Genomic DNA, 24,089 nt, shown 5'->3' on the forward strand with positions numbered 1-24,089 from the left:
TGCAGTATGGGAAATCAGTTACTTCTATTTACGCTTATCATATAGCTGATTGCCAATAAAATACATTGAATGCACTCGGCGAACCTTTAAAGAAATCATCGGTTGTCCATATTTCGGACACGAAAATAAAACCGGCAGCCCATAAACTGAGGCTGTCGGTTTTATTTGTATAAGTCTTTGTTCATAGGTATCAACGTGAAAAATCGAATTCCACGCCCGTCAATTTTTCAGAAACTTCCCAAAGCCTTTTGGATACAGCTGCGTCCATTGCCACAGCATGCGGTGTTTCCAAAGTCGGGTAACCTTTCCGGTAACCTTTGCCGTCAGGGCCCACGTATTCGCCTCCAACCAAAGAAAAATTGGTGGCCGCATATACAGTCGCAAGTGCACCAATTTCCGGTGGCTGAAGATAGAAATTGGCAAGCCTTCTCAGGGATTTTGGCGCGTCCCGTTTTCCGAGTTTAAAAATATTGGTAGCCGAAATGCCGGGATGGCAAGCAACGCTGATGGTCTGTTGGCCATGCTGCTTCAGCTTTTTATCGAGCTCCAGTGCAAACATCAAGTTTGCCAGCTTGCTTTGGTTATAAAATTTCTTTGCCTTATAACCTTGCGAACCATCAAGATTATTAAAATCAATGGCTCCGCGATTATGAGCTAAAGAGGCAATGGTCACAACGCGCGAACCGGCTGTTTTTGTAAGCAGCGGCAATAACAGGCCAGTCAATGCAAAATGGCCAAGATGGTTGCCGCCGAATTGCAGTTCAAAACCGTCTTTGGTTTTCGTATAGGGAGGCATCATGACGCCGGCATTATTGATCAACAAATCGAGTGAATTGTTTTCACTTTGGAATCGTTCCGTAAAAAAACGTATATTGTTGAGATCTGTCAAATCGAGCGGCATCAATTCGACTTGGGCTTCAGGATAGGCATGAATGATTTCCTGCCGAGCAGTTTTGCCTTTTTCCATATTGCGGATAGCCATGACAATCCGGGCTCCTTGACCGGCAAGAACTTTTGCTGCTTCCAAACCGATGCCGCTATTGGCTCCCGTAATGACGGCTGTTTTTCCTGTCAGTGATTTTGTTTCCACAACATCAGCTCCTGTTTCTCTGTCTGGATGATTATATTTTAAAGTCCTTTTCAACTTATCACGAGAGTGGAATCCAAGCAATCAAGGCTGAATAAGAGATTTATTTATCGGAAGGAATGTTGTAAGATGAAGGTGTTAATAATCTGATTATTTTAATAATTATACATAGCCGCTCCTTAAATACAAATTGACTTTTGGGAAGGAAGGAGAACAGCATGGCAAATAAGATTCAAAAAATCACTGCTAATTTCTGGTTTGATACACAAGCGGAAGAAGCAGCAAATTTCTATGTTTCCATCTTTAAAAATTCGAGCATCGGGCGCATTACGCATTATGTAAAAGAAGGGCAGGAAATCCACGGCAAACCGGTAGGTTCGGTCATGACGGTTGAATTCCAAATTGAAGGGCAGGAATTTTTGGCCTTAAATGGAGGTCCGGAATTCAAATTTTCAGAAGCCATCTCGTTTATCATCAATTGCGAATCTCAGGACGAGATCGATTATTACTGGGATAAACTGACCGAAGGTGGCGATGAAAAAGCGCAAATTTGCGGCTGGTTAAAAGATAAGTTTGGCGTTTCCTGGCAAGTTACGCCGATTGCTTTAAACGAAATGCTGATGGATTCTGATACCGAAAAAGTGGAGCGAGTAATGAAGTCATTCATGCAAATGAAGAAGATCGATCTTACGGAGCTGCAAAAAGTGTTCGAAGGCTAAAAAAGTTTCTGGAGTGGCTTGCTTGCATTAAAAAGTGGCGAACTATCGAGGCACTTTCAACACAGTGTTTTTAGCACAAAAAAATCAAGCTCCTTTAGAAAAAGGAGCTTGATCTGGCATTCTTATTGATTGAATCAGTCGCAATCGTCATCATATTTATGATGCTTTTTGTAATGTTTGCCGTGTTTGTGTTTTTTATGATGTTTATGGTGTTTGCCGTGTTTGTGATGTTTGTGATGTTTATGGTATTTATGGTGTTTGCGATCGTATTTGTCATCTCTGTCGTAATCATCACGGTCTTTATACTTTTTATGATGGTCTCTGTCATAGTCTTTGTCATCATCGTAATCTTTGTACTTATGATGGTAACCATCTCTGTCGTGTCCGTCGTGATCATCGCCACCTGCGAATGCTGCAGTTGAGGAGAATCCGAAGACTAAAAAGAATGCCATTAAAATCGTAAGGTATTTTTTCATGTTTTGTCTCTCCATTTCATAATTAGATTTTGTTTATCCTCTGGACATAAGTGTCATGGAGTTATAAACTTGCCTATTTATATACTTTTAGAGAGTATAACCTCCTTCTCAGGTGTATGTATTGGAGTTACAAGAAATTTCTAAAAATGTTTATTTAATAGAAATATCTTGTCCTTGAAGCTATTGTACAACAGATATCAAAAATTTACTACAATTATTCGAAAAATTTTAAAAATTTATTTAATTTAATTTATTCAGATTGGAAAACCGCAGTGTTTCAAGGTGAATTTGCATATAGAAACTCGTTCTGTTTAATAAAGATTCTTGTTTTTAGATCCATACCGGTCTGGCTCTTGGAAAAATGGTGAAAAGTGTTGTGTTTGAAAATATGCTGGGACATTTGGATACCATACTTGGTGAAATAAAGCGGTTAAGCGATGAATTTTACGACTTAGTCCGGCAGTGCAATACTCCAACGCCTTCAATAAATCAACTTGCCGAGTACACGTATGGCATCAAAGAACCGATGGCTTTCGGACAAAAGAACATTCCTCTTCGCTGGAATGCCATATACGGCATTGCCATCATCGGCCCGCCATGCAAAAAAACATCATGAAATAAAAAACAGGCTCCTCTTAGGAAGGAGCCTGTTGCTTTAAATTAGTGGCGCTTTTTGCCTTTGTCTTTCCCATGATCTTTGTCTTTTTTCTCCCATTTGCCGTGAGTTGTTTCTACATCCACGACTTTTTTATCATAATAAGTTTTTTCGTTCTTTTTGAATGTTTCTTTTTCTTTCGTTACTTCTTTTGTAGTTTTACCGTATTCTTTATCTACGAACGTTTCCGTATTCTTGCTAATGATTTTGCCATTGCTACCCGGTTTGCCTCTATGCTTAATAGTAGTTACAGTTGTTTTAGTGATTTTAACTGGGGTAGTGAATGTTGTAATTATGTGAATTGCTGTCACTTCATCCCAAGTGGTTGTTTTGGTGATTTTATAAGTGGTTTTAACGTACACGTCTCTATACCAATCGTGTTTTGGATGTTTTTCTCTTTTCTTTTCAACTTTAGTTTCATAATAAGTGTTTGTTTTGGATTTTTTCTCAGTTTTGTATTTAGTGTCTTTTTCCACTTTGACGATCTTGTCATAGCTTACTTCTTTTGTCGTTTTTACAATAGTCGTGATGCCTTTATGGAAAGTCACTTTTTCAGTTGTATTGCTATCTCCTTTATCATCATTACTGCCTGCAAATGTCATGGAGGTAAAACCGAATACCAAAATGAAAGTCAGTAAAAGCATAGCAAACTTTTTCATGTCCTATTCTCCCTTATTTAAAATTTGATTTTCTGTTAGTCTCCTCATAAAGTGACGCAAGAGATTAAAACAAACATCAGCATTTTAAGGTATTTTTTGAGAGAAAATTGACCCCCTTTTTAAGTGCCTCGCAACAGTAACGGATTCGCTTGCACGATAATTATACTATAAAGGTCAAAAAAATCATATAATTTAGAATAAAAAAATTTAATTTATTTACTTATATCAAGGAGGTAGTTAATAGGCTAAATGTTATGCTTTTCAGGGAAGTTTGGAAGTAACATAGATAAATGGGAGAGGTTTGAACAAGTCTAGAAGAAATTCTTTTCATGCATTCATTAATGAATATTGCTGTGGACGTCATTGGTATGTAAAATTTTCAGTTTCATGCGGTTTCCTCCGGCTGACAGATTTCTTTTTGATTAATACGTTTCTCCTGACTATAAAGTTTCCAGAATGCTTTCACAATTTTTAATGTAGAATGGACAGTAAGAGAGAAATTACCTCAATACAGAAAGGAGCACATACATAATGAAGCAAAATTTCCCTTTTTCTAAAGACATAGATTTGGCATTTAAAAATGATCCGCCAGGGCTGTGGATGTCGGCCGTTCCAAAAGGATGCATCCGTTTGAATTCTGGTTATCCCGAACCGGCACTCGTTCCATCAGAAGAGATAAAAGAGGCGGTTGGCCGGCTGATTGATGAAGAACAGGACTTGCCGCTCCATTATATCGGCAGCCCGAGAATCCCGGCGCTTAAGAAATTTATCCAGCAGCGGATGCTAAAACGCGAAGCCGAAATTTCAGAAGAAGAACTTTTGGTCACTTCCGGAGCTTGTCAGGCGATCGACTTGATCTCACGCATTCTGTTGGATGACGAAGCAGTTGTGGCAATCGAGTCGCCGACCTATATGGAAGCGTTGGAAGTGTTCCGGAATTATACGGAACATTTCATGAGTGTGCCAACTGACGCAAATGGACTCGACACCGACTGCTTTGAACAAATGTTGGCTGATAGAAAAGAGCAGGGACAAACTTTGCCGCGCATACTTTATACAATCCCCACTTTCCAAAATCCTACGGGGACAACGATGACGCCAGAACGAAGAGAACATGTACTGAAGTTGGCGGAACAATATGATTTTCTTATTTTAGAAGATGATGCGTACGGTGAATTGGGATTCGAAGAAAAGCCGCGATTGCTAAAAGCGACGGATGCAAATAACCGTGTACTGTATGTGGGTTCATTGTCCAAAGTTGTGGCACCAGGCATGCGTATCGGCTGGGTAGCAGGAGCAGAAAAACTGGTCACGGCAATGAAATGGTTCAAAAAGGATTTGGATCATCCGTTTGCACAGGCTACTATGGCTTCTTATATAGAAGGAATTGATTTTGACGGCCACATTAAAGAACTGACGGACGCCTATCGAAGAAAAAGCAGCACCATGATTGCAGCATTGAGAAAATTTCTGCCGACAACGGTTTCCTGGTATGCACCGGAAGGAGGGTATTTTGTCTGGGTCAATGTTCCAGGAGCCGATACAGCCAAAATGCTGCCTCAAGCTCATGCGGCCGGTGTGGCTTATGTGCCGGGCAGATACTTTTTCTTGAACCAAGAGGAAGGCACCGAATTTCTTCGTCTGTCGTTCAGCTATGCGAATGAACAGCAAATAGTGAAAGGAATCGAGTTGTTGGGACAGGTCATTGCGACGAACATTGAGCAAAAGGTTGAGTAGAATGCAAAAGGAGCGGTCAGCTTAGGCTGCTCCTTTTGCCAGCTTGTTAAGAAAGTTAAAATTTGTATTAGGTATCATCCTTAACCGATATTCCGCCAACCAGCTCCGCTTGCCGCGAGCGAGCGCCAAGCCGCTTCGTCGCTTACACTCCTGCAGGGTCTCGGCTGTCTCGCTATCCCGCAGGCGTCTCCGCTGGTTGGCTCCATATCTAGAAAGCAGGTACAAACATTAGATCGCTCCTTTTGCATTGCTCTTCATTCCACTATATATTCAGTTTCAGTGCGAAATGCCGGCCCTTGTTCCGGCGTCAGCCAAGCTTCAAGTGTATATGTGCCAGGCTCAAGATCAAGTGGCGGCACTTCGAGTTGATAACTCAATTCTTCTGCTTGTTTAATTGTTTCTTCACCCAGTGCCTGAGCATACATGCTGACAGAAGACTGCAGGAAAACCTGATCGCCCGATTCATCCAATAATGCAAAATCATAGCGCTGGCTGCTGGTAAAATCAAAAGTCAGGGGCTTTTCTGTTTGGTTTTTGACGGTATACAAATAGGTTTTGTCATCCAGCTGTTTAATTGCCGGTTCCGGTGCACCAGCTGCAATCCCTCCGGAAGTGCCTTCATTTGTTTCCGGTTTTTCGGGCGGGTTTTCCGCTGAGTTTTCGTTAGCGCCGCACGCTGCCAGCAGCAACAGGGATGAAAGTAGCAGCATTAACAGCCATATTCGTTTTTGCATACTTGTTCCTCCTTAAGGTTAGATGTTTGGCGTCATGTTTCATATATTGCTAAAAAAATAGAAAACCGATTTATTATAAGACCGTTATTGGAACAGAAAAGTTACAGTATAAAAAGGCGTCTCCAGCAACCTTGCAAAAGGTCACTGAAGACGCCTTTATTGATCATCAGCTTACGTAATGGACGCTTCGTAAATCGTCTGAATCGAATCAGCGATCGCTTCGTTGAACTCATCGTCGCTCTGATCAGCGCTGACTCCTTCGGATAAGCCACGTGAGAAGCTGGCTATCAGCCCGTTATTCGCTGCCAGTTTTTCATTGGCTTCCTGCCGTGTATAGCCGCCGGAAAGGGCTACTACCCGTACCACGCGCGGATGCTCAATCAATTCTTTATAGAAGTTATCGGCCGTTGGAATCGTCAGTTTCAGCATCACTGGCTGATCTTCGCTTAAGCCGCCCAAATGAATCAGAATTTCTTCTTTTAACAAAGCTTCGATTTTTTCTTTCTCGGCACTATGGATATCGACTTCAGGCTCGATGATTGGAACCAGTCCGGCTTCGATGATCTGCTTGGCGACTTCAAACTGTTGGACCACGACGCTTCTGATGCCTTCGGCGTTCGGTTCTTTAATGACTGAACGCATCTTCGTGCCGAAAATATTCCGTTCATTGGCTCTTGTTAATAGTTCATCTAAATTAGGGATCGGTTTCATCAATTGGACGCCGTCTTCTTCATCTGCCAAGCCTTTATCGACTTTTAGGAAAGGGACAACGCCTTTTTCCTCCCATAAATAATCAGGTGTGTATTTTCCTTCAACTTTACGGTCCATCGTTTGCTCGAATAGAATAGCTCCGAGAATTGAATCTGAATTGAATGCCGGAGCGGTCATGACGCGCGTCCGCATTTCGTGGATCAAATCGTACATTTCCTCTTCGTTGGAGTAGGCATCTTCTGAAATGCCATACAGTTTCAACGCCTTCGGTGTACTGCCGCCGCTTTGGTCAAGCGCTGCAATAAACCCTTTTCCGTTTTTCACCAGATCAAATTGCTCTTTGTTCATCTTCCCAGCTCCTTAACAAATTTTTTACACTTATACTTATACCCTTTTATCAGCGTATAAATCATCAGCCCGTGCCAGGCTTGTTCTCCTAATGAAAGTATCTCATACAATTCAGAAAAGTAGTCAAATAATTGTCGAAATTATTTATCAATAGTTCGCTTCTTTGTGTTAGAGTAATGAAATAACTAAAATCAAAAGGGTGATACAGATGACAAGAAGCAACACCACAGAGCTGGAAAGAGTATCAGAATTGGCAAAAGTGACAGTGGAGGAAATCATGGTGGCGAATCAGGCGTTAAAAGATGTTGTAGTAAAGACACCGCTTCAGCGGAATGAAATTCTGTCCACCCGTTATGGCTGCAACGTATTTTTGAAGCGGGAAGATCAGCAGATTGTCCGCTCATTTAAATTGCGGGGCGCTTATAATTTTATCCGCAGCATGACGATGGAAGAACGCAACAGAGGCGTCGTCTGTGCGAGTGCCGGCAATCATGCCCAGGGAGTAGCGTATTCCTGCAAGGCGCTCGGCATTGAAGGCAAAATTTTCATGCCGCTCACGACACCGAGCCAAAAAGTTTCCCAGGTCAAGCGCTTTGGCGGCGATCAAGTGTCCGTCGTTTTAATAGGCGATTCCTTTGATGACGCCTTTGCGGCAGCGATGGAAACATGTACGGCTGAAGGCAAAACATTTGTGCATCCTTTTAATAGCAGCCATGTCATTGCTGGACAAGGCACGGTTGCCGTAGAAGTGTTGAATGAAATGCAGGAACCGGTGGATTATCTATTCTGCGGAATTGGCGGAGGAGGATTGGCTTCCGGTGTCGGTTCTTATTTGAAAGGAATCAGTCCATCCACCAAATTGGTCGGTGTTGAACCGGCAGGAGCAGCCAGCATGAAAGCTTCGCTCAAGAACGGGGAAGTAACTCGTTTGGACGAAATCGATACATTTGTTGACGGTGCAGCTGTTAAGCAAGTCGGAGATTTGACGATGACAATCTGCCAGGAAGTCATTGATGACATTATCGTGGTGCCTGAAGGCAAAGTATGTACGACCATTTTGGAATTATACAACGAGAATGCCATTGTTGCAGAACCGGCTGGGGCGTTGTCAGTGGCCGCGCTGGATTTCTATAAAGACGAAATCAAAGGGAAAAATGTCGTCTGTGTCATCTCGGGTGGCAATAACGACATCGAGCGGATGCAGGAAATCAAAGAGAAATCCTTGATTTATGAAGGATTGAAGCATTATTTCATCGTCACGTTCCCTCAGCGGGCAGGGGCGCTTCGCAAATTTATGGAGCAAGTGCTTGGTGAAGAAGATGATATTACCCATTTTGAATACACAAAACGAACAAACCGTGAACACGGGCCGGTACTCGTCGGCATCGAACTGAAGCGCCGCGAAGACTATGAGCCATTAGTGAAACGAATGGCGGAAAATGGCTTTCCTTATAAGGACATCAACAACGATTCATTATTGTTCAATTTATTAATCTAATCAAAAACCCCTTTTGGATAAAGGGGGTTTTTACCGGCTAGAAATACGTTTGTGATCATTTGGTGATTTTTTCACTATTGCTCTTTTCTTTTGTCCTGCTTCAACTGATAATGTAAAAGGACAACATCCACTCAAGACGGATCTTATTGAATAGAAGCCCAAAAGGACGAAACTCATTGCATAAATTAATTCTACGAAAAACTTTATTGGTGCTGATGGCGGCACTTTTTGCATTTACTTTGTTTGCCGCTTACGGCATTTGGACATACGCCGCGGAAACAGAAAACATCAAAACCGATGCGGCAATAGTGCTTGGCACAAAAGTGATAGGCGATCAGCCATCCCCGATGCTGCGGGAACGCATCAATCATTCGGTATGGCTCTACGAAAATGGTTTCGTTGATAAGATCATTTTCACCGGCGGCAAAACGGACGGCGTAGACATGGCGGAATCGGAAGTATCGCGCAATTATGCGCTGAAACTGGACGTGCCAGCGGAAGACATCCTCATTGAAACCGAATCGATGATCACGGAAGAGAACTTTTTATATGCCAATGAAATTGCAGAAGAGCATGGGTTGGACAGCTTTCTTGTCGTCAGTGACCCCTTACATATGAAACGGGCATTATTGATGGCGCAAGTTGCGGGCATCGATGCGTATTCTTCGCCGACGCAAAGTTCGATTTTCCAGACGTTCAGCAGCCAATTGCCATTTTTTATCCGGGAAACGGTTTGTTATGTCGCTTATGTGCTGGCCTTAGCATTTCTCCATTAGATCATAAAAAGAAGAGCGCCCCTGTAAGCAAGGGCGCTCTTCTTTTTTTCATCGTTATACGATTCTCCGTCCGCTTTTTCCTAAGGCATAATAAATGCCGTGCTGAAGTGATTGCAGGCATTCAAATTTTTTCAGGCTTGTCAGAGTCTGTGTAATCAGCAATGCCAGTTCAGGAGAGACGCCGACTAAAATCACTTCTGTTCCCAGAAGTTTAGCAGACGCCCCCAATTTATCGATCAGTTCGGCAGTATGCGCTGAAATGTTTTTATTCAAGCCGGTCAAATCCAGCAGCAGGTAGCTGGCTTGATGCTTCGGCAGGTGGCTGAGTGTTTTATGAATTAAGTCTTCGGCCCGTTCTTCGTCATAGCTGCCAATCATCGGAACGACGATAATGCCTTCAAGGACAGGAATGATCGGAGACGAAAGTTCCCTTACAAGACTTTGCAGCGTTTTGGTATTCTCGTTGACTAACTGCTCCAATTGCCTGATTTGGTCTGCTTCTTGGCGTCTTGACAGTTCATGGATATTCCGTTGTACGGTCACATCAGAAGGAAAGTACTCAACGATGCTGTACGGATTTTCATTGTTTTGATATTGAATGATTTTGTACCAGAAATTGATGCCGAAAATGCCGGTCAATACACCCGCATAATGCGAAGGAACGAAAATCCCTTCCGTGTTTGCATCATCCAGTTGATTTAATTTATATTCCCAGTCGTTCTGGATGTGCATCGTGAAAGTATTGTTTTGTGCATCCATCTTGGTGATTTCAACTTTCCCCCATCCAGCTGGAGCGTAGGTATCAGAAATCCACTCCACAATATTAGAGGTATCGATATGCTTCATTTCCCCGAACCCTTCGCCTACAATTACACCTTGGCGAAAGCCCGTAGTTTCCAGAACCAAATTGGTTGCTTCAACGCCGGATATTTCCTTGATGGTATCAAAAAAGGTCTTCATTGCCGTAATCCAAAAAAATACGACATCTCCGCCTTCAAACAGAACCTCCCCTGTTTCAAGATCCCATTTTAATTCTATTCCGCCGACTGTTATGTCTTTCTTCTCCATAAATACCGTTCCTCCGATTTAATACAAGATAGTTTAAGTATATAAGGTCGTTGGAGTCTTGTCTCTTTTAATGGCAAAGAGAAGGACGTGGGCATTTACACAAGGAAAAATAACTGAATAAAAAGAAAATATACTGTTCTTTTTGTTGAATCCGGTATATAATATAAAGTATAAGAACGCTTGTTCTGTTAAATGTTATTCATTGCAAAAAGAAACGTACACCAAGAGGAAAGATAACTTCGGAGTGGCCGATTTTATTTTGAAATTTCGTGCCGTTTTGTTGAAGAGGACTCATCAAAATAAGGCATGGAAAATATAAAAAAGGATCAAACGAAGGGAGAGTTTAAAGTGCCAGTGCATGCGTACATGGTGTTTAACGGGAATTGCGAAGAAGCGGTCGGGTATTATGCAGAGGTTTTTGGAGCAGCGAAGCCGGAAATTATGCGTTTTGGGGATATGCCTCCGGAGGAAGGCTTTGAAATGGATGAAGACATGAAAAAGCTGGTCATGCACACCAATTTGAATATCATGGGCAGCGAAGTGATGTTTTCAGATGCCATGCCAAATTCGCCTGTAACTTTCGGACAAAATTTCAATTTGACCGTTGTTTCGGACAATATGGATGAATTGAAATCCCAGTTCAACCGTTTGGCGCAGGATGGCAAAGTGACAATGGATATGCAGGAAACTTTCTGGAGTCCTGCGTACGGAGCGCTTGAAGATAAGTTCGGAGTCGCTTGGCAATTCAGTTGTGATGATGGTTCTTACGGACAACAGCAATAAGAGAATATAACGGGGGGAATCGGGGGAAATGAAAAGCGCATGCTCAGTCGTGAGCATGCGCTTTTTTTATGCGTCTGTACAATTCAACAATGGAATGCTGCTTGCTTAAGTTTGCTTGGACAAAGGGAGCTGTAGACCATGTAGGTTTAACGTTTTGACTTGCCGGCAGTTAGGGTAACTAAAAAGAAAAAACTAAAACTGCGTACACATCGCGCTTTTTGATTTAGGAGTGGATTCTTTTTATGCCGCATATCACTATCAATCAATCTGTTTCGCTTTATTATCATCTAAAAGGCCAAGGAATGCCGATTGTCTTTATCCATCCTTTTGTCATGGCCCATAATGTATTTAAACACCAAGAACCGCTCGCTGAACAATATCAGCTTATTTTTTACGATATCGCGGGGCATGGGCACAGCACAAGAGGAGACCAGCCCTTGACTATCAGCCTTCTGGCGGAACATTTAAAAAAACTTCTTGATGAAATAGGGATTGAAAAAGTCGTGCTTTGCGGTTATTCGCATGGTGGTTTGATTGCCCAGGAATTTGCGCTGAACTATCCGGAACGGACAATCGCTTTGATCATGTCCGGTGGTTTTTCAGAAATAAACAACTTCACCCCAAAATTCTTTATCAAGTCGGTGATGTATATGGCCAAGTTCCGGCAACTGCCGATGGCTGCAAAATTACAGGCGAAATTGAACCGGAAACTTCCCGGCGATGAACAGGCCATCTACAGTTTGGCCCGAAAGTCGGATGCGCAGGCTGCCTATGAATTTTGCAGAACGGGCCTGGACTATGTCTCTACGCATTCTCTTTATCGCTTGAAAATGCCGATACTGCTTGTCTATGGGACGCTTGAAAAACCGATGCATCATTACCAGGTCCCATTTTTAAAGGCTGCTCCCCAAACTCAAGTAGCTTATATCGATAAAGGGACGCATCAATTGCCGCCGCGCTCTTTCTGGGAATTTAATGCAGTCGTGAACCAGTATTTACAGCCGATCAAGAAACAACATTGGCTGGAAGCAACCGAGCTGGAATCTGGAAGGCTACTATGAATAATTTTTTACTAATGATCGGTCCGACGGCAATGATTTTTATTGGATTGCAATTGCTTGAAAACGTCGCCATCACGTTTTTGCTGTTCTATAGCTGGCTGCTTTTTGTGCCGCTGGCTGACAAGGCGTTTCCAAAAGAGCAACTGAAGTTGGACAAGCAGGGAGTAATATTGGGGATTGGCAGCGGCTTGCTTTTTTTCGTTTTTATCTTCGGTGGGTTGAGTTGGCTGCATATCTATTTATTGGATATCGAATATCTTCGCGCGCTGCTGCTTGATTGGGGATTTTCAGGTCCAGGAGAAGTAGGGCTGGTACTCGTACTGCTATTGGCGAATCCGCTGCTTGAGGAATTGTACTGGAGAGGTTACATCTATAACAAGCTGAGAGCGAAACGGAGAGCACTGTATGCCATCGGGATATCTGCTGCTTTTTATACGCTGTACCACTTGCTGTCGATTATCCCGATTTTTGAAACAGGATTTAGTTTTGTCGCGGTGCTGCCTGTTTTTATTGCAGGATTATTTTGGGGATATATCCGGGAAAAAACAGGTTCCATTACTGCGACGATTATCAGCCACGCGCTGTCGGACTTCGGAATTGTTTGCGTCTATTGGTTTATTGTGAGGTAAATGAAGGTCTTTTGGGAATCGGATGATTTTCAAAAAGGCTTTTTTCTGTGGACTCAATCCGATGGGCAGCTTGTGAAACCATTCCATAAATGAGATAGTCAGCATTGGTGAAATTGAACAATACAATTCTGTGCAGAACCTGACACAAGAATGGGGCTTGTAAACAGTATTTTTCGAATATTGGATACGGTATCGTATAAGAAGGGAGAGGATAAAAGATGTTATTGGATGAGAGAAGCGCAGCTTTACTGATACTTCTTCAACATTCACCTATATCTAAAATGAGTGACTTGGAAATTCAGACAGGTTTGACGAGAAGGCAGATTCAATATGCTATCGGGAAAGCCAATGATTGGCTTGAATTTAACAGCTACTCCGCAATTCAATTCGATCGGCAAAAAGGTTATTTTTTAACTCAACCGATCAATGAAGAAGCCTTAGATGTCAAGATGACCAAGAATACATATACTTTTTCCGAAAAAGAAAGGGAGAGTTTATTCTACCTGATGATTTTATTAGGGCGGGAAGAATTATCCGTCTATCATTTTCAATCCATAACCGGGCTGTCCCGCAATACAGTATTGACGGATCTGCGGCGGCTTAAGAAAAAAACACAGCAGCTCGACTTAACACTCGAGTATTCGAAGCAAAAAGGTTATGTGATTTCAGGAAATAGCCTGGCAAAGAGGTATGCAGCTGAATACTTGGTCAGTGAGGTATTTAGTAATCCGAATAGCCGGGCCATTGTTGAGTGTATTTGGAAAGACGATGAGCAGCAAATCAAAGCCATTAAAGTTCAACTTGAACAAATAGAGCAGAAGCTGGGTGTAACATTCACCGATGAACGGCTTAATGAGTTAAGTTATTTATTTCTTTGCGCCGATTTGCTGATCCGAAGAGGCGAGGGCTTGCAGAATGATGATAGTTGGAATCAACTGGTAGCTACGGATGAATATCGGATGGTTGAACAAATGGCTAAAACATCGGCTTTTCAAGCTCATTGGAGCCAGACGGAAAAACAGTATGCTACGTTGCATTTGTTAAGTATGAACCGGACAAAGGATCTGTCTCCTTTAAAAGAAGACGAAACCATTCAAGTGCTGCTGCAACAGATAGTGAAAGAATTTGAACGGCTGGCTTTTGTTCATTTACAAGATAAGGAATTATTGTACGAACAGCTTTATATCCATTTCAAACCGGCATACCACCGGTTGAAATATGGTCTTCCACAAGTCAATCCCATCACCGGCCGGGTACAAAAAGTTTATCCTGAATTGCATCATCTCGTCAGAAAAACTCTTCAAATACTGGAGAGAAAACTGGGGAAGGCCGTGCCTGAAGATGAAGTGGCCTATTTTACCATTCATTTTGGCGGCTGGCTGCGAAGGCAAGGAACGGCACTTGATGACCGGAAGCGGGCGATCGTCGTATGCCCAAATGGGGTAGGGATCAGCAATATCCTTATCTACACCTTAAGGGAATTGTTCCCGGACATTTTGTTTTTGGATGTCCTGTCTGTCCGTTCAGCCGCAAATTATCAGCTGCCTTATGATCTGGTTTTTTCGACTGTTCACATGAGGACCGATGCCCTTCTTTTTGTCGTACCGCCCATTTTGGAAGTGCAGGAAAAGCATGTGCTGCGTCAGCAAGTGATGCAGGAATTGTATGGCTATACAACTGGAAATATTGATGTCGGTTCTTTTTTAAAAATTATTTCCAAGTATGCCACTATTCACAATGCATCTGAGCTTGAAAAGGCATTGCAATCCAATTTGTACAGCCCTTCACGAAAGCAAACAAAATTTTCATTAAAGGAGGCTGAAAAACCAGTGTTAGGAGAATTACTCACTTTGCAGACGATTCAATTGCAACCCTCTGCGGCGTCTTGGCAGCAGGCCATTCAATCTGCAGCGCAGCCGCTTGTTGAATCAGGAACAGTTGAAGAATGTTATGTTAAGGCAATGATTGAAAGCATCGAAGCGAATGGCCCATATGTCGTCATCACTCCAGGCGTGGCTATTCCACACGCAAGGCCGGAACAAGGAGTCAACTCCTTGTCGATGAGCTTATTGAAATTGGAAGAGCCTGTGGAATTTGCATCGGACAAGCCAGTGCAGTTGATTATCGTATTGGCAGCATCTGACAGTGACTCGCATTTACGTGCACTGATCCAGCTGACGCAGTTACTTAATGAACCCGCTAATATTAAGCGGATGCTTGAAATCTCAGATAAAACCGAACTTATGGAATTCATTCATGAAAATTCAAAGGAGGAAACACAATGAAGAAAATTATGGTAGTATGCGGAAACGGTTTAGGAAGCAGTTTTATCATGGAGTTGAATGTCAAGAAAGCCTTGAAAGAAATGGAACATACAGCAGAAGTGGACCACACGGATCTAGCTTCTGCCAAATCGGAGCAGGCAGATATCTTTATTGGAGCAGGAGACATCATCGGTCAGCTTGATGATGGAAAACGGACGCTTGTATCACTGGAGAATATGATGAGTATTCCCGAGATTAAATCTAAATTAGAACCGCATTTCCAATAAAATTCATTTCAAAGGGATGAGAATCAATGCTTGAGCTAATTATGACAGACATTTTAGGGACACCTTCCATTCTCGTCGGGCTGTTTGCGCTCGTCGGGCTGCTGTTGCAAAAGAAGTCCAGTGCGGACGTAGTCTCCGGAACGTTAAAAACAGTGATGGGTTTTATCATTATTGGCGCAGGGGCGGCAGTATTAATCGGGGCACTTGATATATTCGGCAAAATGTTCGACCATGCCTTTAATGTGCAGGGAGTTATTCCAAATAACGAAGCCATCGTAGCGACAGCCCAAGGCAGCTATGGAACATCAACTGCTATGATCATGGTTTTTGGGATGATCTTCAATATTATTTTGGCTCGTATCACGCCATTTAAGTATATTTTCCTGACAGGCCACCATACGCTGTTTATGGCTTGCTTATTGGCTGTTACCTTGTCAATCGGTGGATTATCCGGCATACCGCTTATTGCAGTCGGATCCGTTTTGCTGGGGGCGTGTATGGTTCTGTTTCCTGCCTTGCTGCAGCCATTCGTACGCCAAATCACAGGAAGCGATGATTTTGCCATCGGCCATTTTGGATCTGTCGGCTACTTCATTTCTGCAACAGTCGGAAAATGGGTAGGCAATAAGGAAAAGACGACCGAGCAAATCAAAGTGCCGAAATCATTAGGGTTTTTACGGGATACATCGGTTGCGGTATCTTTGACGATGACAGTGTTCTTTGTAATCGTGGCATTATTTGCCGGACAGGAATATATTGAAACCAATCTTTCCGGCGGTTCCAATTTCATTGTATTTTCTTTCATTCAGGCCATTACATTTGCTGCAGGTGTATACATAATTCTTGCTGGAGTACGGATGCTAATCGCTGAAATCGTTCCAGCATTCCAAGGAATTGCCGATAAACTAGTGCCGAATACCAAACCGGCATTAGATTGCCCGACAATTTTCCCATTTGCTCCAAACGCTGTAATCATCGGATTCCTATTCAGTTTCTTAGCCGGTCTTTTGGCGATGTTCGTTCTTCCTTCGCTTAGTCTGAGTGTGATTGTTCCGGGACTCGTTCCGCATTTCTTCACGGGTGCCGCTGCGGGTGTGTTCGGAAATATCACAGGCGGCCGACGAGGCGCTATGGCCGGGGCCTTTGCGAATGGGCTCTTGATCAGTTTTATCCCAGCAATCCTGCTGGTATTAATGGGAGACATCGGCTTCGAAGGAACAACATTCGGAGATTCTGATTTTGGCGTTATTGGGATAATGATTCTCAGCATTATGAATTTTTTAGGACTCTCTTAATTTCACAAAAAACCACCAACTTCGTTTTTGAAGGTGGTGGTTTTTATTATGAGTGGCAGCGGGCTATTTGGGTATAATAAAATAAAGAGATTTACTGAAAAGGAGTTTTAGAATGGGCTACGTCGAGGAATTGAGAGAAATGATCGGGCGACGGCCGGTGATATTTACAGGGGCTGTGACGGTCATTACGGATGATAAGGGAAGAATGCTGCTGCAGGAACGGAGATTTCCAGAAGGGACTTGGGGGCTGCCTGGCGGATTGATGGAACTGGGTGAATCGACTGAACAGGCAGCACGTCGAGAAGTTCTGGAAGAGACGGGATTGACAGTCAACGGACTGCACCTCATCAATGTCTACTCCGGTCCGGATCATTTTGTTGTGGCTGAAAACGGGGACGAATTTTATCTCGTTACCATAGCGTATTATTCAGAAGGCTATGAAGGCGAATTGGTAATTGAAGAATCGGAATCGGTGAGTTTTGAGTTCTTTTTTCCAGATCAATTGCCGAAAAAGATGATTGGCAGCCACCGGGTGATTGTGAAAGAATTTCTGGATAAGCATTATTCAGTTGAGGAGCATAAGAAATAATAAACGGCACTAAAAAAACTTTTATTGAGAGGTATTTCTTGTACATTCCTTTGGATTAAGTTTACGATTTAACCAAATCATACTTTTAGAAGGAGGAAGAATTTATGGTGACTGTTGAAAAAAGCATCTTGATTGAGCGTCCGATTGATGAAGTTTATCAATATGCAGCAGATCCAACCCGGTGGTATCAGTGGTATGTGGGTTTGTCTGAACCACGCAATTTAAAAGGGCAAGGCGAAACAGGAACTACCATGGATTTGGACTTCAACATTCTTGGAATGCAGCTGCCTGTTATTGTTGCCGTCACGGAAAACTCACAGAACGGCAACGGATATACCTGGAAAGGCATGGTTAAAGGTTCAATTGATTCCCTTCAAAACTGGACTTATACGCCTGAAGGAAACGGGACGAGAGTCGACTATTTTGAAGAATACGAAGTCCCGCATAGTTTATTGATGAAAATGGCTGATAAGCTGATTATTAAAAAGCTGATGAGTAATGCCATGGACCAATCATTGAAAAATTTGAAAGATGTTTGCGAATCATCAAAGACGACAGCTTTATAAACTATCAGCTGCTCCTGCCAGTAAGTTTGAGGGGCGGCTGTTTCCTTTTCAACGAATAAAATCCGGGGGTTAGGTATATGTTTAACAATTTAGGAAGTAGGCGAGGCGATTAAATGATCAAAGAGAATACAAAAGTCGGCATCACCGTCTTGCTGCTGGGTCTCGGTCTTGGGATTGCGGCTCTGTTCCTTGTCATATTTACAGAATTGGCTGAAGAAGTTATGGAAAATGAAATGAGAAGATTCGACGGAGCGATTATCGGTTATTTTAAAGCGATTGATCATCCTATTTTAGACAATGCGATGATTTTTATTACCGAGATGGGGTCGGTGTGGTTTTTGACGACTTTGTCGGCAGTAACGGTTTTGGTCCTGTGGGTTAAGTATAAAGATAAATGGGGCATCCTTTTTTTTCTGGTGGCAGTCGGAATCGGTGGTTTATTAACCACTATGCTTAAAGAGCTTTACGAGAGAGGGCGTCCTTCCATCAATCCCGAGATTGATGCAGTTGGCTTTAGTTTTCCAAGCGGCCATTCCATGGGCTCCCTTATTTTTTACGGATTTATCATGTATCTGGTAATGCGCGGCAATGGAACCACTCTCTTCAAACGGATGTCCGTCTTTTTAATGGCTATTTTGGTATTGTTGATCGGCATGAGCCGGGTTTACCTGGGGGCACATTTTCCGAGCGACGTGCTGGCCGGTTTTATAGCAGGCGCCATTTGGCTGATCCTGTGTTTGATTGCGCTGGAGTGGATTCAGTGGCAAAGCAAAAGCAGCGTGCGGCCAGTGCACGCCATCCGTAATATGCTGGGATCCATATTAAAGGCAGTTAGAAAGAGGGTTGCTGCGAATAAATGAGAAAAAAGGGAGAGGTTCCGGCACTCGTCTTTTTTGTTGTAAAGAGTCATTGCTTCCTCTACTCTTAATGTAGCAAGAGATTACAAAGGAGGAGTTGGATGAAAGCTTTATCAAAAAAACGTTCTAAAGCAATGTTTATCGATTTTATTGCGGCGACTGCAGCGCTAGCTGCTCTGGAAGCCGCGGTGCCAAAGAAAATTAAAAGCAATCCTGTATACTCTGTAGTAGTGCCGACGCTTGTGGTTTGGGGACTGGAGTATGCGCAATTAGCCAGATCTGGTCAGACGCTCGGATACAAAGCACAAGGGCTGATACTGGAAAGTGAAGATGGCCATAAACCGAGCGGCAAACAAATCGCCAAGCGTTTTCTTTATCGGGATATCAAAAGCCCGATCGATTTGATCAAAAATCGTGAAGGCTTTGAAAAACTGGAAGGTGCGAAACTTCCGCATGATGTCTATGCCCATACTGTGGTCAAGGTACGACAGTCTATTTGAACATTGAACGGTTTTGCCTCTGATTTTGAGATTTATCAAAATCAGCGGCATTTTTTTATTTGCAGAGACAAGTCATCGGTTCGGCGGGCGGCAACAACCTGGAAGTCGCGTTCCGGGTATGAATTTGCCCCGTTCGTCAAGTAAACGAAATAAACAGGAGCGGCTTTGTTCTGCAGTAATTCATCAATCATTGCCATACCTCCTAAAGAATAATTTTATTAACAGACTCACGTCAGCTTTCAGCTCTTATAACAATAAGAAAAATCAAACTGTGCCAGCCAAAATAGAGGGTCAGAAGATGTTCTGGGAATATCGGCTAAAGTAAGCGGGAAGAAGGAATTAGCTGATTAAAATGAAAAAAAGAATTAAAAACACAGGATAAAAGATTAAAAGACGAACGATAATTAGTTAATTATTATTAATAGTTCGTATTTAGGTTGACCACATCTTCTCTTACTGCTATATTAACAAAGTATTAAAATACATAATAATTCTCGTATATGCTCGGTAATATGGTCTGAGCGTTTCTACCAAGTTCCCAAAAATGAACTGGACTACGAGTTGAAGTAGTTGGCATTCCTTCGGGTTACCAAGCCATTATACTTTGACTTTGCGGGTCCGGAAGGTAGAGCATATGCAGCCTGTTTCGGCCTTTTTCTATTGGTCCAGACACGAGAGTAATTGACAACTAGGAGGAAGACAGCGTGAAAAAAGTAAAAGCCCATCAGATTTTAGCCATGATCATGGCCGTATTGCTGGTTCTTGCAGGATGCAATACAACTGCCGAAACTGAAGCAAAAGAAAAGCCACAGCGCCCTATTTTAATCCAAGGCCCGATGCCGATTGAAGCGGAAAAATTTGCGGAACGGCTGGAAAATGTGAAAGTAGAAGAATCGGGGTCCACTTTTGAATTTTACATCGGTACAGTGGAAGATTATCCGGTAATTGTAACGAAGACAGGAAAAGGTTTTGCAAACACAGGTGCCGCTACAGCTATGGCAATCGAAAAGTACAATCCAGCTGCAATCATCAACCAAGGAACATCAGGTGGACACGATCCGGCATTAAACGTCTTTGATATTGTCCTCGGTGAGCGTTCTGTAAATATAGGGGCTTTGAAAACAGGTGAGTTGGCAAAAGGCCAAGGCATTGAGCCGACGGAATGGAAGCCTATGGACTTGATGGCATCAGAAGGCAGTGCAGGAGAAGATCCAGATGCTGAAAATATCCGTTACTACGAAGGTGACGAAGGATTATTGGCTGCAGCCAATGCAGTGAAAGATACGTATACAAAAGGAAAAGTTGTAGAAGGCACAATCGGTTCTGCTGATTTTTGGAACAATGAAGTGGACCGCATCAACTGGATTCATGAGAAATATGGCACTTCTGTAGAAGAAATGGAAACTGCAGCTGCTGCCCAAATTTCTGCAGCATATGACATTCCGTTTCTCGGAATCCGGGTTTTATCGAATAACAAAACAAACAACGGGGCCTACAATCCGGATACAGCTGCAGCTAATCAGGATTATGTTTATGAAGTTGTGAAAGAATACATCTCCGTTCTCTCGAACAAATAATACTCACATTCCATGGCTAATTGTTACGGTTACTGTCCTTTCGGTTCCATTTGCAACATGATTTACCTATCACTCTAAGAGCCTAATAGAGTACCATAAATAAAGGCAAAAGCCTTCCAAGGATGAGTATCCATTGGAAGGCTTTTTCAGTTAGTATTTTTGGAAGAAAAGGAAAGCCCTTTTTCAGCCAGTGCCTCGCGTATAATGCCGGCTGCTTTCGGGCCGACGCCGTGCAGCTTTAAAATATCTTTTCTGAAACAGTGGTGAATTGCTCCAAACGCGCAAAACCGGCTAGCAAAAAGGCACGTGTTGCAGGTTTCCCTATTCCGTGCGGTAAGCTATGTTCGATTTCTGTTTGATTGTCTGCCATTCTCTATCCCTCCATTTAAATTATTAACAAAAAGCGAAAGACTACGTCCCTAGCTATGGCTTTCTATTTAATATTCTTATGAAGATTCAACTGTGCGGCTTGAATGCGTACGCTGGCTCTTTCTGCTTAGCACATTGACAATCAGCACACCGGAAATCGCGATGACTCCGCCAATCAATGATAGGGAAGTTGGAAGTTCATGCAGCCATATCCAAGCTACAAGTATTGCGACTGCAGGCTCCAGGTAAATCATGCTTGCAACGGAACTGGCGTTGCTCAAAGACAAAGCCATTGACCAAGTTACGTAAGCGATGGCAGCCGGAAAAATACCGACATACAATGTTGATAAATGAGCTTCCAGTGAAGCGTTTTGCAGCGTTGTGAAGATTCCCGGTGAAAAAATAAAGAACGGCAAAGTCCCAGCCCACGTAAAATAGGCAGTCAACTCAATAGCTGTATAGCGAGTCAATAGATTCTTTTGGAAAACGAAGAATACGGACGTGGCAAAAGCGGCGATCAAGACGAGCAGCGCGCCCTTGTTAAGTGTCAACGAAGCTCCGGCAGCTCCAAAAGCGATCAGCACAATTCCGATAAATCCGATGCCGAGGCCAAGCCAGCCAAGCGGAGTCAAACGTTCTTTTAAAACAATAACTGCAATCAATGCAGTGAAAATAGGACCCGAACCGATCAGCATGCCGGCTGTACCTGCTGATATTGTTTCCATTCCGAACGTGACACAAAGGTGGTATACGCTGATGCCAATCCAGCCCAGTGTTAGAATGCTGACAATATCGCCTTTACGCGGCAGCCGGAATTTTGTTCCTGGCCACAAGGCATAGACAAGAAATAACGCTGAGGCAATTACAAAACGTACGAGCACTAATTGACCAGCACCATATCCCTCTTGGAGGCTGACGCGAATGGCCGCAAAAGATGAACCCCATATTAAAACTGTGAATAAGGCCAAAGAAAAAGCTTTTGTATTCAAGAAAATTCCTCCATTGATTATTAGGTGGCTACTTATTCAGCTTTCCCAACTGCATAAGAAAAACAGCCGACTATTTAAAAACAATAGCTTTTATTATAGTCTCAATCTGACCGAATGTCTTTCATTTCAAATGAAGTTTCCCGTAAAAAATCACCTTCACCAGTAATATATTCCAATAGTTCTATTTTTTTATCCTGCCTTTTCCTCTATACTTTAAAGGGAATTGAGAGATATGCCAAAGGGGATGGGAATCGATGACAAAAGAATTTACAGATACAGAGACCAAAAAATTCATCGATGAATTATTGGAAAAGACCAATCATCAAACGGCTGCGAACTGGGCATCGGATTGTGCCGAACGTGTGCTTTCCTATTACGAACAGCAGCGTCCGCAAGACGAACGGTTAAAAAGAGCCATTGAAGCTTCCAGGCGATGGGCTAGAGGCGAAATCCGGGTAGGCGATGCCCGAAAAGCAGCGTTTCCTGCGCATGCGGCAGCGCGAGAAGCAATCGGTGAAGCGGCAATAGCTGCTGCCCGAGCAGCGGGACAAGCCAGTTCCACTCCTCATATGATTGGCCATGCCATTCATGCTTCAACATATGCAGTCAAAGCTGTAGCTTTTGAAACAAATTTTGAAGAAGCGGCAATTGCGGAAGAAAGAAATTGGCAATATGAACGCCTTAAGGAATTGGTACGTCCTTAAAATTAAAATTCCAAAGAACGGCATCCTTCAGAAGCGCAATGAAGGATGCCGTTCTTTTTATAGTTCGTGCAAAATTTTTAAACCTGCCATCCTTATCGTGTTACAAGCTGTTTGTGGCTTTCGAAGGCGGGTATTTTAAAGAAAAACAGCATACTGTGCTTGAGTCTTCAATCTTTGGCAGCTAAGCTTTGCATCATAGAGTTATCCCGAAAATAAAACAAAGGAGGAGAAATATGGACACAAGCAAATATTTAATAAAACAAGATGAGCAAGTCGAATTATCAAATTACCATTCTAATGAAAAAGAATGTCCATCCGAAGAGGAGTTGCGTGAGCAGCTGATTCCTGAAAGCGTTGAGAAATTAAGAGAGCTATACACGAAGCTGCGTGCAGAGGAGGAAAAAGGCATTGTTGTTGCTTTGCAGGCAATGGACGCCGCAGGAAAAGACGAAGCGATCAGTTATATTTTTTCGAATTTGTCCGCACAGGGCCTAAGAACGACTTCTTTTAAAAAACCGACAGAAGAAGAGCTGAAACATGATTACCTCTGGAGATTCCATAAAGGCTTGCCCGCAAGAGGAGAAATCGGCATATTTAACCGTTCTTATTATGAAGAAGTAATTGCTCCAAGAGTTCACGATTTGCTGGAGGAAACGCCGCTTCCGAACGAATTGATCCATGAAAATATTTGGAGGGGACGCTATCGCCAAATCAATGAATTCGAAAGATACTTAGTGGAAAATGGTTTTTCTGTTGTGAAATTCTTCTTTAATATGTCGAAGGAAGAGCAGAAAAAAAGATTGCTTGAACGGATGAAAAATCCAGATAAAAATTGGGAATTCTCGTTTAACGATGTAAAAGAGCGTCAGCATTGGGAAGGATATCAGGACATCTTTGAAGACATTATCAATTATACTTCTACTGAGTATGCGCCATGGTACATTCTGCCGGCAGATAACGAATGGTATTCACGCTATATCATTTCAGAAGTAATGGTCGAAATGCTTGAAAAAATCAATCCGCAATATCCGGCAATTTCTGGCGAGGAAAAGAAAAAGCTGGAAGAAGCGATAGCGGCATTGGAAAATGAATAAGTGCGAAAAATTCACCGCTTTAGCAGTTACATATACGGCTAAAGCGGTTTCTTTTTT

Annotated in this window: 27 protein-coding genes and 1 riboswitch; of the genes, 18 read left to right on the top strand and 9 right to left on the bottom strand. The window is 42.7% G+C overall.

What is annotated here, in order from left to right; genetic code table 11:
- Positions 1-190: 190 nt before the first annotated feature.
- Positions 191-1,090: an oxidoreductase gene (locus ACSFXN_RS15765; protein WP_437151035.1), complete on the bottom strand. Its 900-nt coding sequence runs from the start codon at positions 1,088-1,090 to the stop codon at positions 191-193.
- Positions 1,091-1,305: 215 nt separating this feature from the next.
- On the opposite strand from ACSFXN_RS15765, the gene ACSFXN_RS15770 reads away from it, so the two are divergent.
- Positions 1,306-1,806, top strand: a complete 501-nt coding sequence (locus ACSFXN_RS15770; RefSeq protein ID WP_437151037.1) for a VOC family protein — start codon at positions 1,306-1,308, stop codon at positions 1,804-1,806.
- A 134-nt stretch (positions 1,807-1,940) separates the two neighbouring features.
- On the opposite strand, the gene ACSFXN_RS15775 is transcribed toward ACSFXN_RS15770, so the two are convergent.
- Positions 1,941-2,282 carry a hypothetical protein gene (locus tag ACSFXN_RS15775; protein WP_437151039.1) on the bottom strand — a complete coding sequence of 114 codons (342 nt, stop codon included), beginning with the start codon at positions 2,280-2,282 and terminating at the stop codon, positions 1,941-1,943.
- A 376-nt stretch (positions 2,283-2,658) separates the two neighbouring features.
- Here ACSFXN_RS15775 and ACSFXN_RS15780 point away from each other — a divergent pair, with 376 nt between their 5' ends.
- Positions 2,659-2,898, top strand: coding sequence for a hypothetical protein (locus tag ACSFXN_RS15780; RefSeq protein WP_437151040.1), 240 nt, complete (start codon positions 2,659-2,661; stop codon positions 2,896-2,898).
- Positions 2,899-2,942: 44 nt separating this feature from the next.
- Here ACSFXN_RS15780 and ACSFXN_RS15785 read toward each other — a convergent pair whose 3' ends face one another.
- On the bottom strand, positions 2,943-3,596 hold the full coding sequence (locus ACSFXN_RS15785; protein ID WP_437151042.1) for a hypothetical protein: 654 nt from the start codon (positions 3,594-3,596) through the stop codon (positions 2,943-2,945).
- A 531-nt stretch (positions 3,597-4,127) separates the two neighbouring features.
- On the opposite strand from ACSFXN_RS15785, the gene ACSFXN_RS15790 reads away from it, so the two are divergent.
- Positions 4,128-5,333, top strand: a complete 1,206-nt coding sequence (locus ACSFXN_RS15790; RefSeq protein WP_437151043.1) for a PLP-dependent aminotransferase family protein — start codon at positions 4,128-4,130, stop codon at positions 5,331-5,333.
- Positions 5,334-5,587: 254 nt separating this feature from the next.
- Here ACSFXN_RS15790 and ACSFXN_RS15795 read toward each other — a convergent pair whose 3' ends face one another.
- Positions 5,588-6,067: a BsuPI-related putative proteinase inhibitor gene (locus ACSFXN_RS15795; protein WP_437151044.1), complete on the bottom strand. Its 480-nt coding sequence runs from the start codon at positions 6,065-6,067 to the stop codon at positions 5,588-5,590.
- 171 nt (positions 6,068-6,238) lie between these two features.
- Positions 6,239-7,126 carry a fructose bisphosphate aldolase gene (locus ACSFXN_RS15800; RefSeq protein WP_437151045.1) on the bottom strand — a complete coding sequence of 296 codons (888 nt, stop codon included), beginning with the start codon at positions 7,124-7,126 and terminating at the stop codon, positions 6,239-6,241.
- Positions 7,127-7,334: 208 nt separating this feature from the next.
- Here ACSFXN_RS15800 and ilvA point away from each other — a divergent pair, with 208 nt between their 5' ends.
- Both ilvA and ACSFXN_RS15810 read left to right on the top strand, forming a co-directional pair.
- On the top strand, positions 7,335-8,624 hold the full coding sequence (gene ilvA, locus ACSFXN_RS15805) for a threonine ammonia-lyase IlvA (protein WP_437151046.1): 1,290 nt from the start codon (positions 7,335-7,337) through the stop codon (positions 8,622-8,624).
- A 176-nt stretch (positions 8,625-8,800) separates the two neighbouring features.
- A complete protein-coding gene (locus ACSFXN_RS15810; protein WP_437151047.1) occupies positions 8,801-9,400 on the top strand; it encodes a YdcF family protein in 600 nt (199 codons plus the stop codon).
- Positions 9,401-9,454: 54 nt separating this feature from the next.
- Here the strand turns inward: ACSFXN_RS15810 and ACSFXN_RS15815 are convergent, their stop codons facing one another.
- Positions 9,455-10,468, bottom strand: coding sequence for an STAS domain-containing protein (locus ACSFXN_RS15815; protein ID WP_437151048.1), 1,014 nt, complete (start codon positions 10,466-10,468; stop codon positions 9,455-9,457).
- 348 nt (positions 10,469-10,816) lie between these two features.
- On the opposite strand from ACSFXN_RS15815, the gene ACSFXN_RS15820 reads away from it, so the two are divergent.
- The 10 genes from ACSFXN_RS15820 (at position 10,817) to ACSFXN_RS15865 (ending at position 19,299) form a co-directional block, all read left to right on the top strand.
- Positions 10,817-11,251: a VOC family protein gene (locus ACSFXN_RS15820; RefSeq protein ID WP_437151049.1), complete on the top strand. Its 435-nt coding sequence runs from the start codon at positions 10,817-10,819 to the stop codon at positions 11,249-11,251.
- 242 nt (positions 11,252-11,493) lie between these two features.
- Positions 11,494-12,312: an alpha/beta fold hydrolase gene (locus ACSFXN_RS15825; RefSeq protein ID WP_437151050.1), complete on the top strand. Its 819-nt coding sequence runs from the start codon at positions 11,494-11,496 to the stop codon at positions 12,310-12,312.
- Positions 12,309-12,941 (top strand): CPBP family intramembrane glutamic endopeptidase, encoded by a 633-nt coding sequence (locus ACSFXN_RS15830; protein ID WP_437151051.1) that lies wholly within the window; start codon positions 12,309-12,311, stop codon positions 12,939-12,941. The genes ACSFXN_RS15825 and ACSFXN_RS15830 overlap by 4 nt, the downstream gene beginning before the upstream one ends.
- 218 nt (positions 12,942-13,159) lie before the next feature.
- Complete coding sequence (locus ACSFXN_RS15835; protein ID WP_437151052.1) at positions 13,160-15,226, top strand: BglG family transcription antiterminator; 2,067 nt, start codon at positions 13,160-13,162, stop codon at positions 15,224-15,226.
- Positions 15,223-15,492, top strand: coding sequence for a PTS sugar transporter subunit IIB (locus ACSFXN_RS15840; RefSeq protein WP_437151053.1), 270 nt, complete (start codon positions 15,223-15,225; stop codon positions 15,490-15,492). The genes ACSFXN_RS15835 and ACSFXN_RS15840 overlap by 4 nt, the downstream gene beginning before the upstream one ends.
- A 26-nt stretch (positions 15,493-15,518) precedes the next feature.
- Positions 15,519-16,787: a PTS ascorbate transporter subunit IIC gene (locus ACSFXN_RS15845; protein ID WP_437151054.1), complete on the top strand. Its 1,269-nt coding sequence runs from the start codon at positions 15,519-15,521 to the stop codon at positions 16,785-16,787.
- Between the two features lie 112 nt (positions 16,788-16,899).
- On the top strand, positions 16,900-17,376 hold the full coding sequence (locus ACSFXN_RS15850) for an NUDIX hydrolase (protein ID WP_437151055.1): 477 nt from the start codon (positions 16,900-16,902) through the stop codon (positions 17,374-17,376).
- Positions 17,377-17,480: 104 nt separating this feature from the next.
- Positions 17,481-17,942: an SRPBCC family protein gene (locus tag ACSFXN_RS15855; RefSeq protein ID WP_437151056.1), complete on the top strand. Its 462-nt coding sequence runs from the start codon at positions 17,481-17,483 to the stop codon at positions 17,940-17,942.
- A gap of 113 nt (positions 17,943-18,055) precedes the next feature.
- The gene (locus ACSFXN_RS15860; protein WP_437151057.1) at positions 18,056-18,802 is read left to right on the top strand and encodes a phosphatase PAP2 family protein; all 747 of its coding nucleotides are present in this window, start codon (positions 18,056-18,058) and stop codon (positions 18,800-18,802) included.
- 98 nt (positions 18,803-18,900) lie between these two features.
- Positions 18,901-19,299 carry an RDD family protein gene (locus ACSFXN_RS15865; RefSeq protein ID WP_437151058.1) on the top strand — a complete coding sequence of 133 codons (399 nt, stop codon included), beginning with the start codon at positions 18,901-18,903 and terminating at the stop codon, positions 19,297-19,299.
- A gap of 41 nt (positions 19,300-19,340) precedes the next feature.
- On the opposite strand, the gene ACSFXN_RS15870 is transcribed toward ACSFXN_RS15865, so the two are convergent.
- Positions 19,341-19,490 carry a hypothetical protein gene (locus ACSFXN_RS15870; protein ID WP_437151059.1) on the bottom strand — a complete coding sequence of 50 codons (150 nt, stop codon included), beginning with the start codon at positions 19,488-19,490 and terminating at the stop codon, positions 19,341-19,343.
- A 283-nt stretch (positions 19,491-19,773) separates the two neighbouring features.
- Positions 19,774-19,876, top strand: a riboswitch (purine riboswitch).
- A 160-nt stretch (positions 19,877-20,036) separates the two neighbouring features.
- On the opposite strand from ACSFXN_RS15870, the gene ACSFXN_RS15875 reads away from it, so the two are divergent.
- Positions 20,037-20,876: a 5'-methylthioadenosine/S-adenosylhomocysteine nucleosidase gene (locus ACSFXN_RS15875; RefSeq protein ID WP_437151163.1), complete on the top strand. Its 840-nt coding sequence runs from the start codon at positions 20,037-20,039 to the stop codon at positions 20,874-20,876.
- A 238-nt stretch (positions 20,877-21,114) separates the two neighbouring features.
- On the opposite strand, the gene ACSFXN_RS15880 is transcribed toward ACSFXN_RS15875, so the two are convergent.
- Together ACSFXN_RS15880 and ACSFXN_RS15885 are read right to left on the bottom strand one after the other, a co-directional pair.
- A complete protein-coding gene (locus ACSFXN_RS15880) occupies positions 21,115-21,246 on the bottom strand; it encodes a hypothetical protein (protein WP_437151060.1) in 132 nt (43 codons plus the stop codon).
- 76 nt (positions 21,247-21,322) lie between these two features.
- Positions 21,323-22,234: a DMT family transporter gene (locus tag ACSFXN_RS15885; protein ID WP_437151061.1), complete on the bottom strand. Its 912-nt coding sequence runs from the start codon at positions 22,232-22,234 to the stop codon at positions 21,323-21,325.
- Between the two features lie 254 nt (positions 22,235-22,488).
- Between ACSFXN_RS15885 and ACSFXN_RS15890 the strand changes: the two genes are divergently transcribed.
- Positions 22,489-22,938 carry a putative immunity protein gene (locus ACSFXN_RS15890; protein ID WP_437151062.1) on the top strand — a complete coding sequence of 150 codons (450 nt, stop codon included), beginning with the start codon at positions 22,489-22,491 and terminating at the stop codon, positions 22,936-22,938.
- A gap of 233 nt (positions 22,939-23,171) precedes the next feature.
- On the top strand, positions 23,172-24,032 hold the full coding sequence (locus ACSFXN_RS15895; RefSeq protein ID WP_437151063.1) for a PPK2 family polyphosphate kinase: 861 nt from the start codon (positions 23,172-23,174) through the stop codon (positions 24,030-24,032).
- Positions 24,033-24,089: the final 57 nt, after the last annotated feature.

Origin of the sequence: Planococcus sp. 1R117A (genome assembly GCF_051417975.1) — a bacterium.
Classification (GTDB): Bacteria; Bacillota; Bacilli; order Bacillales_A; family Planococcaceae; genus Planococcus; species Planococcus shenhongbingii.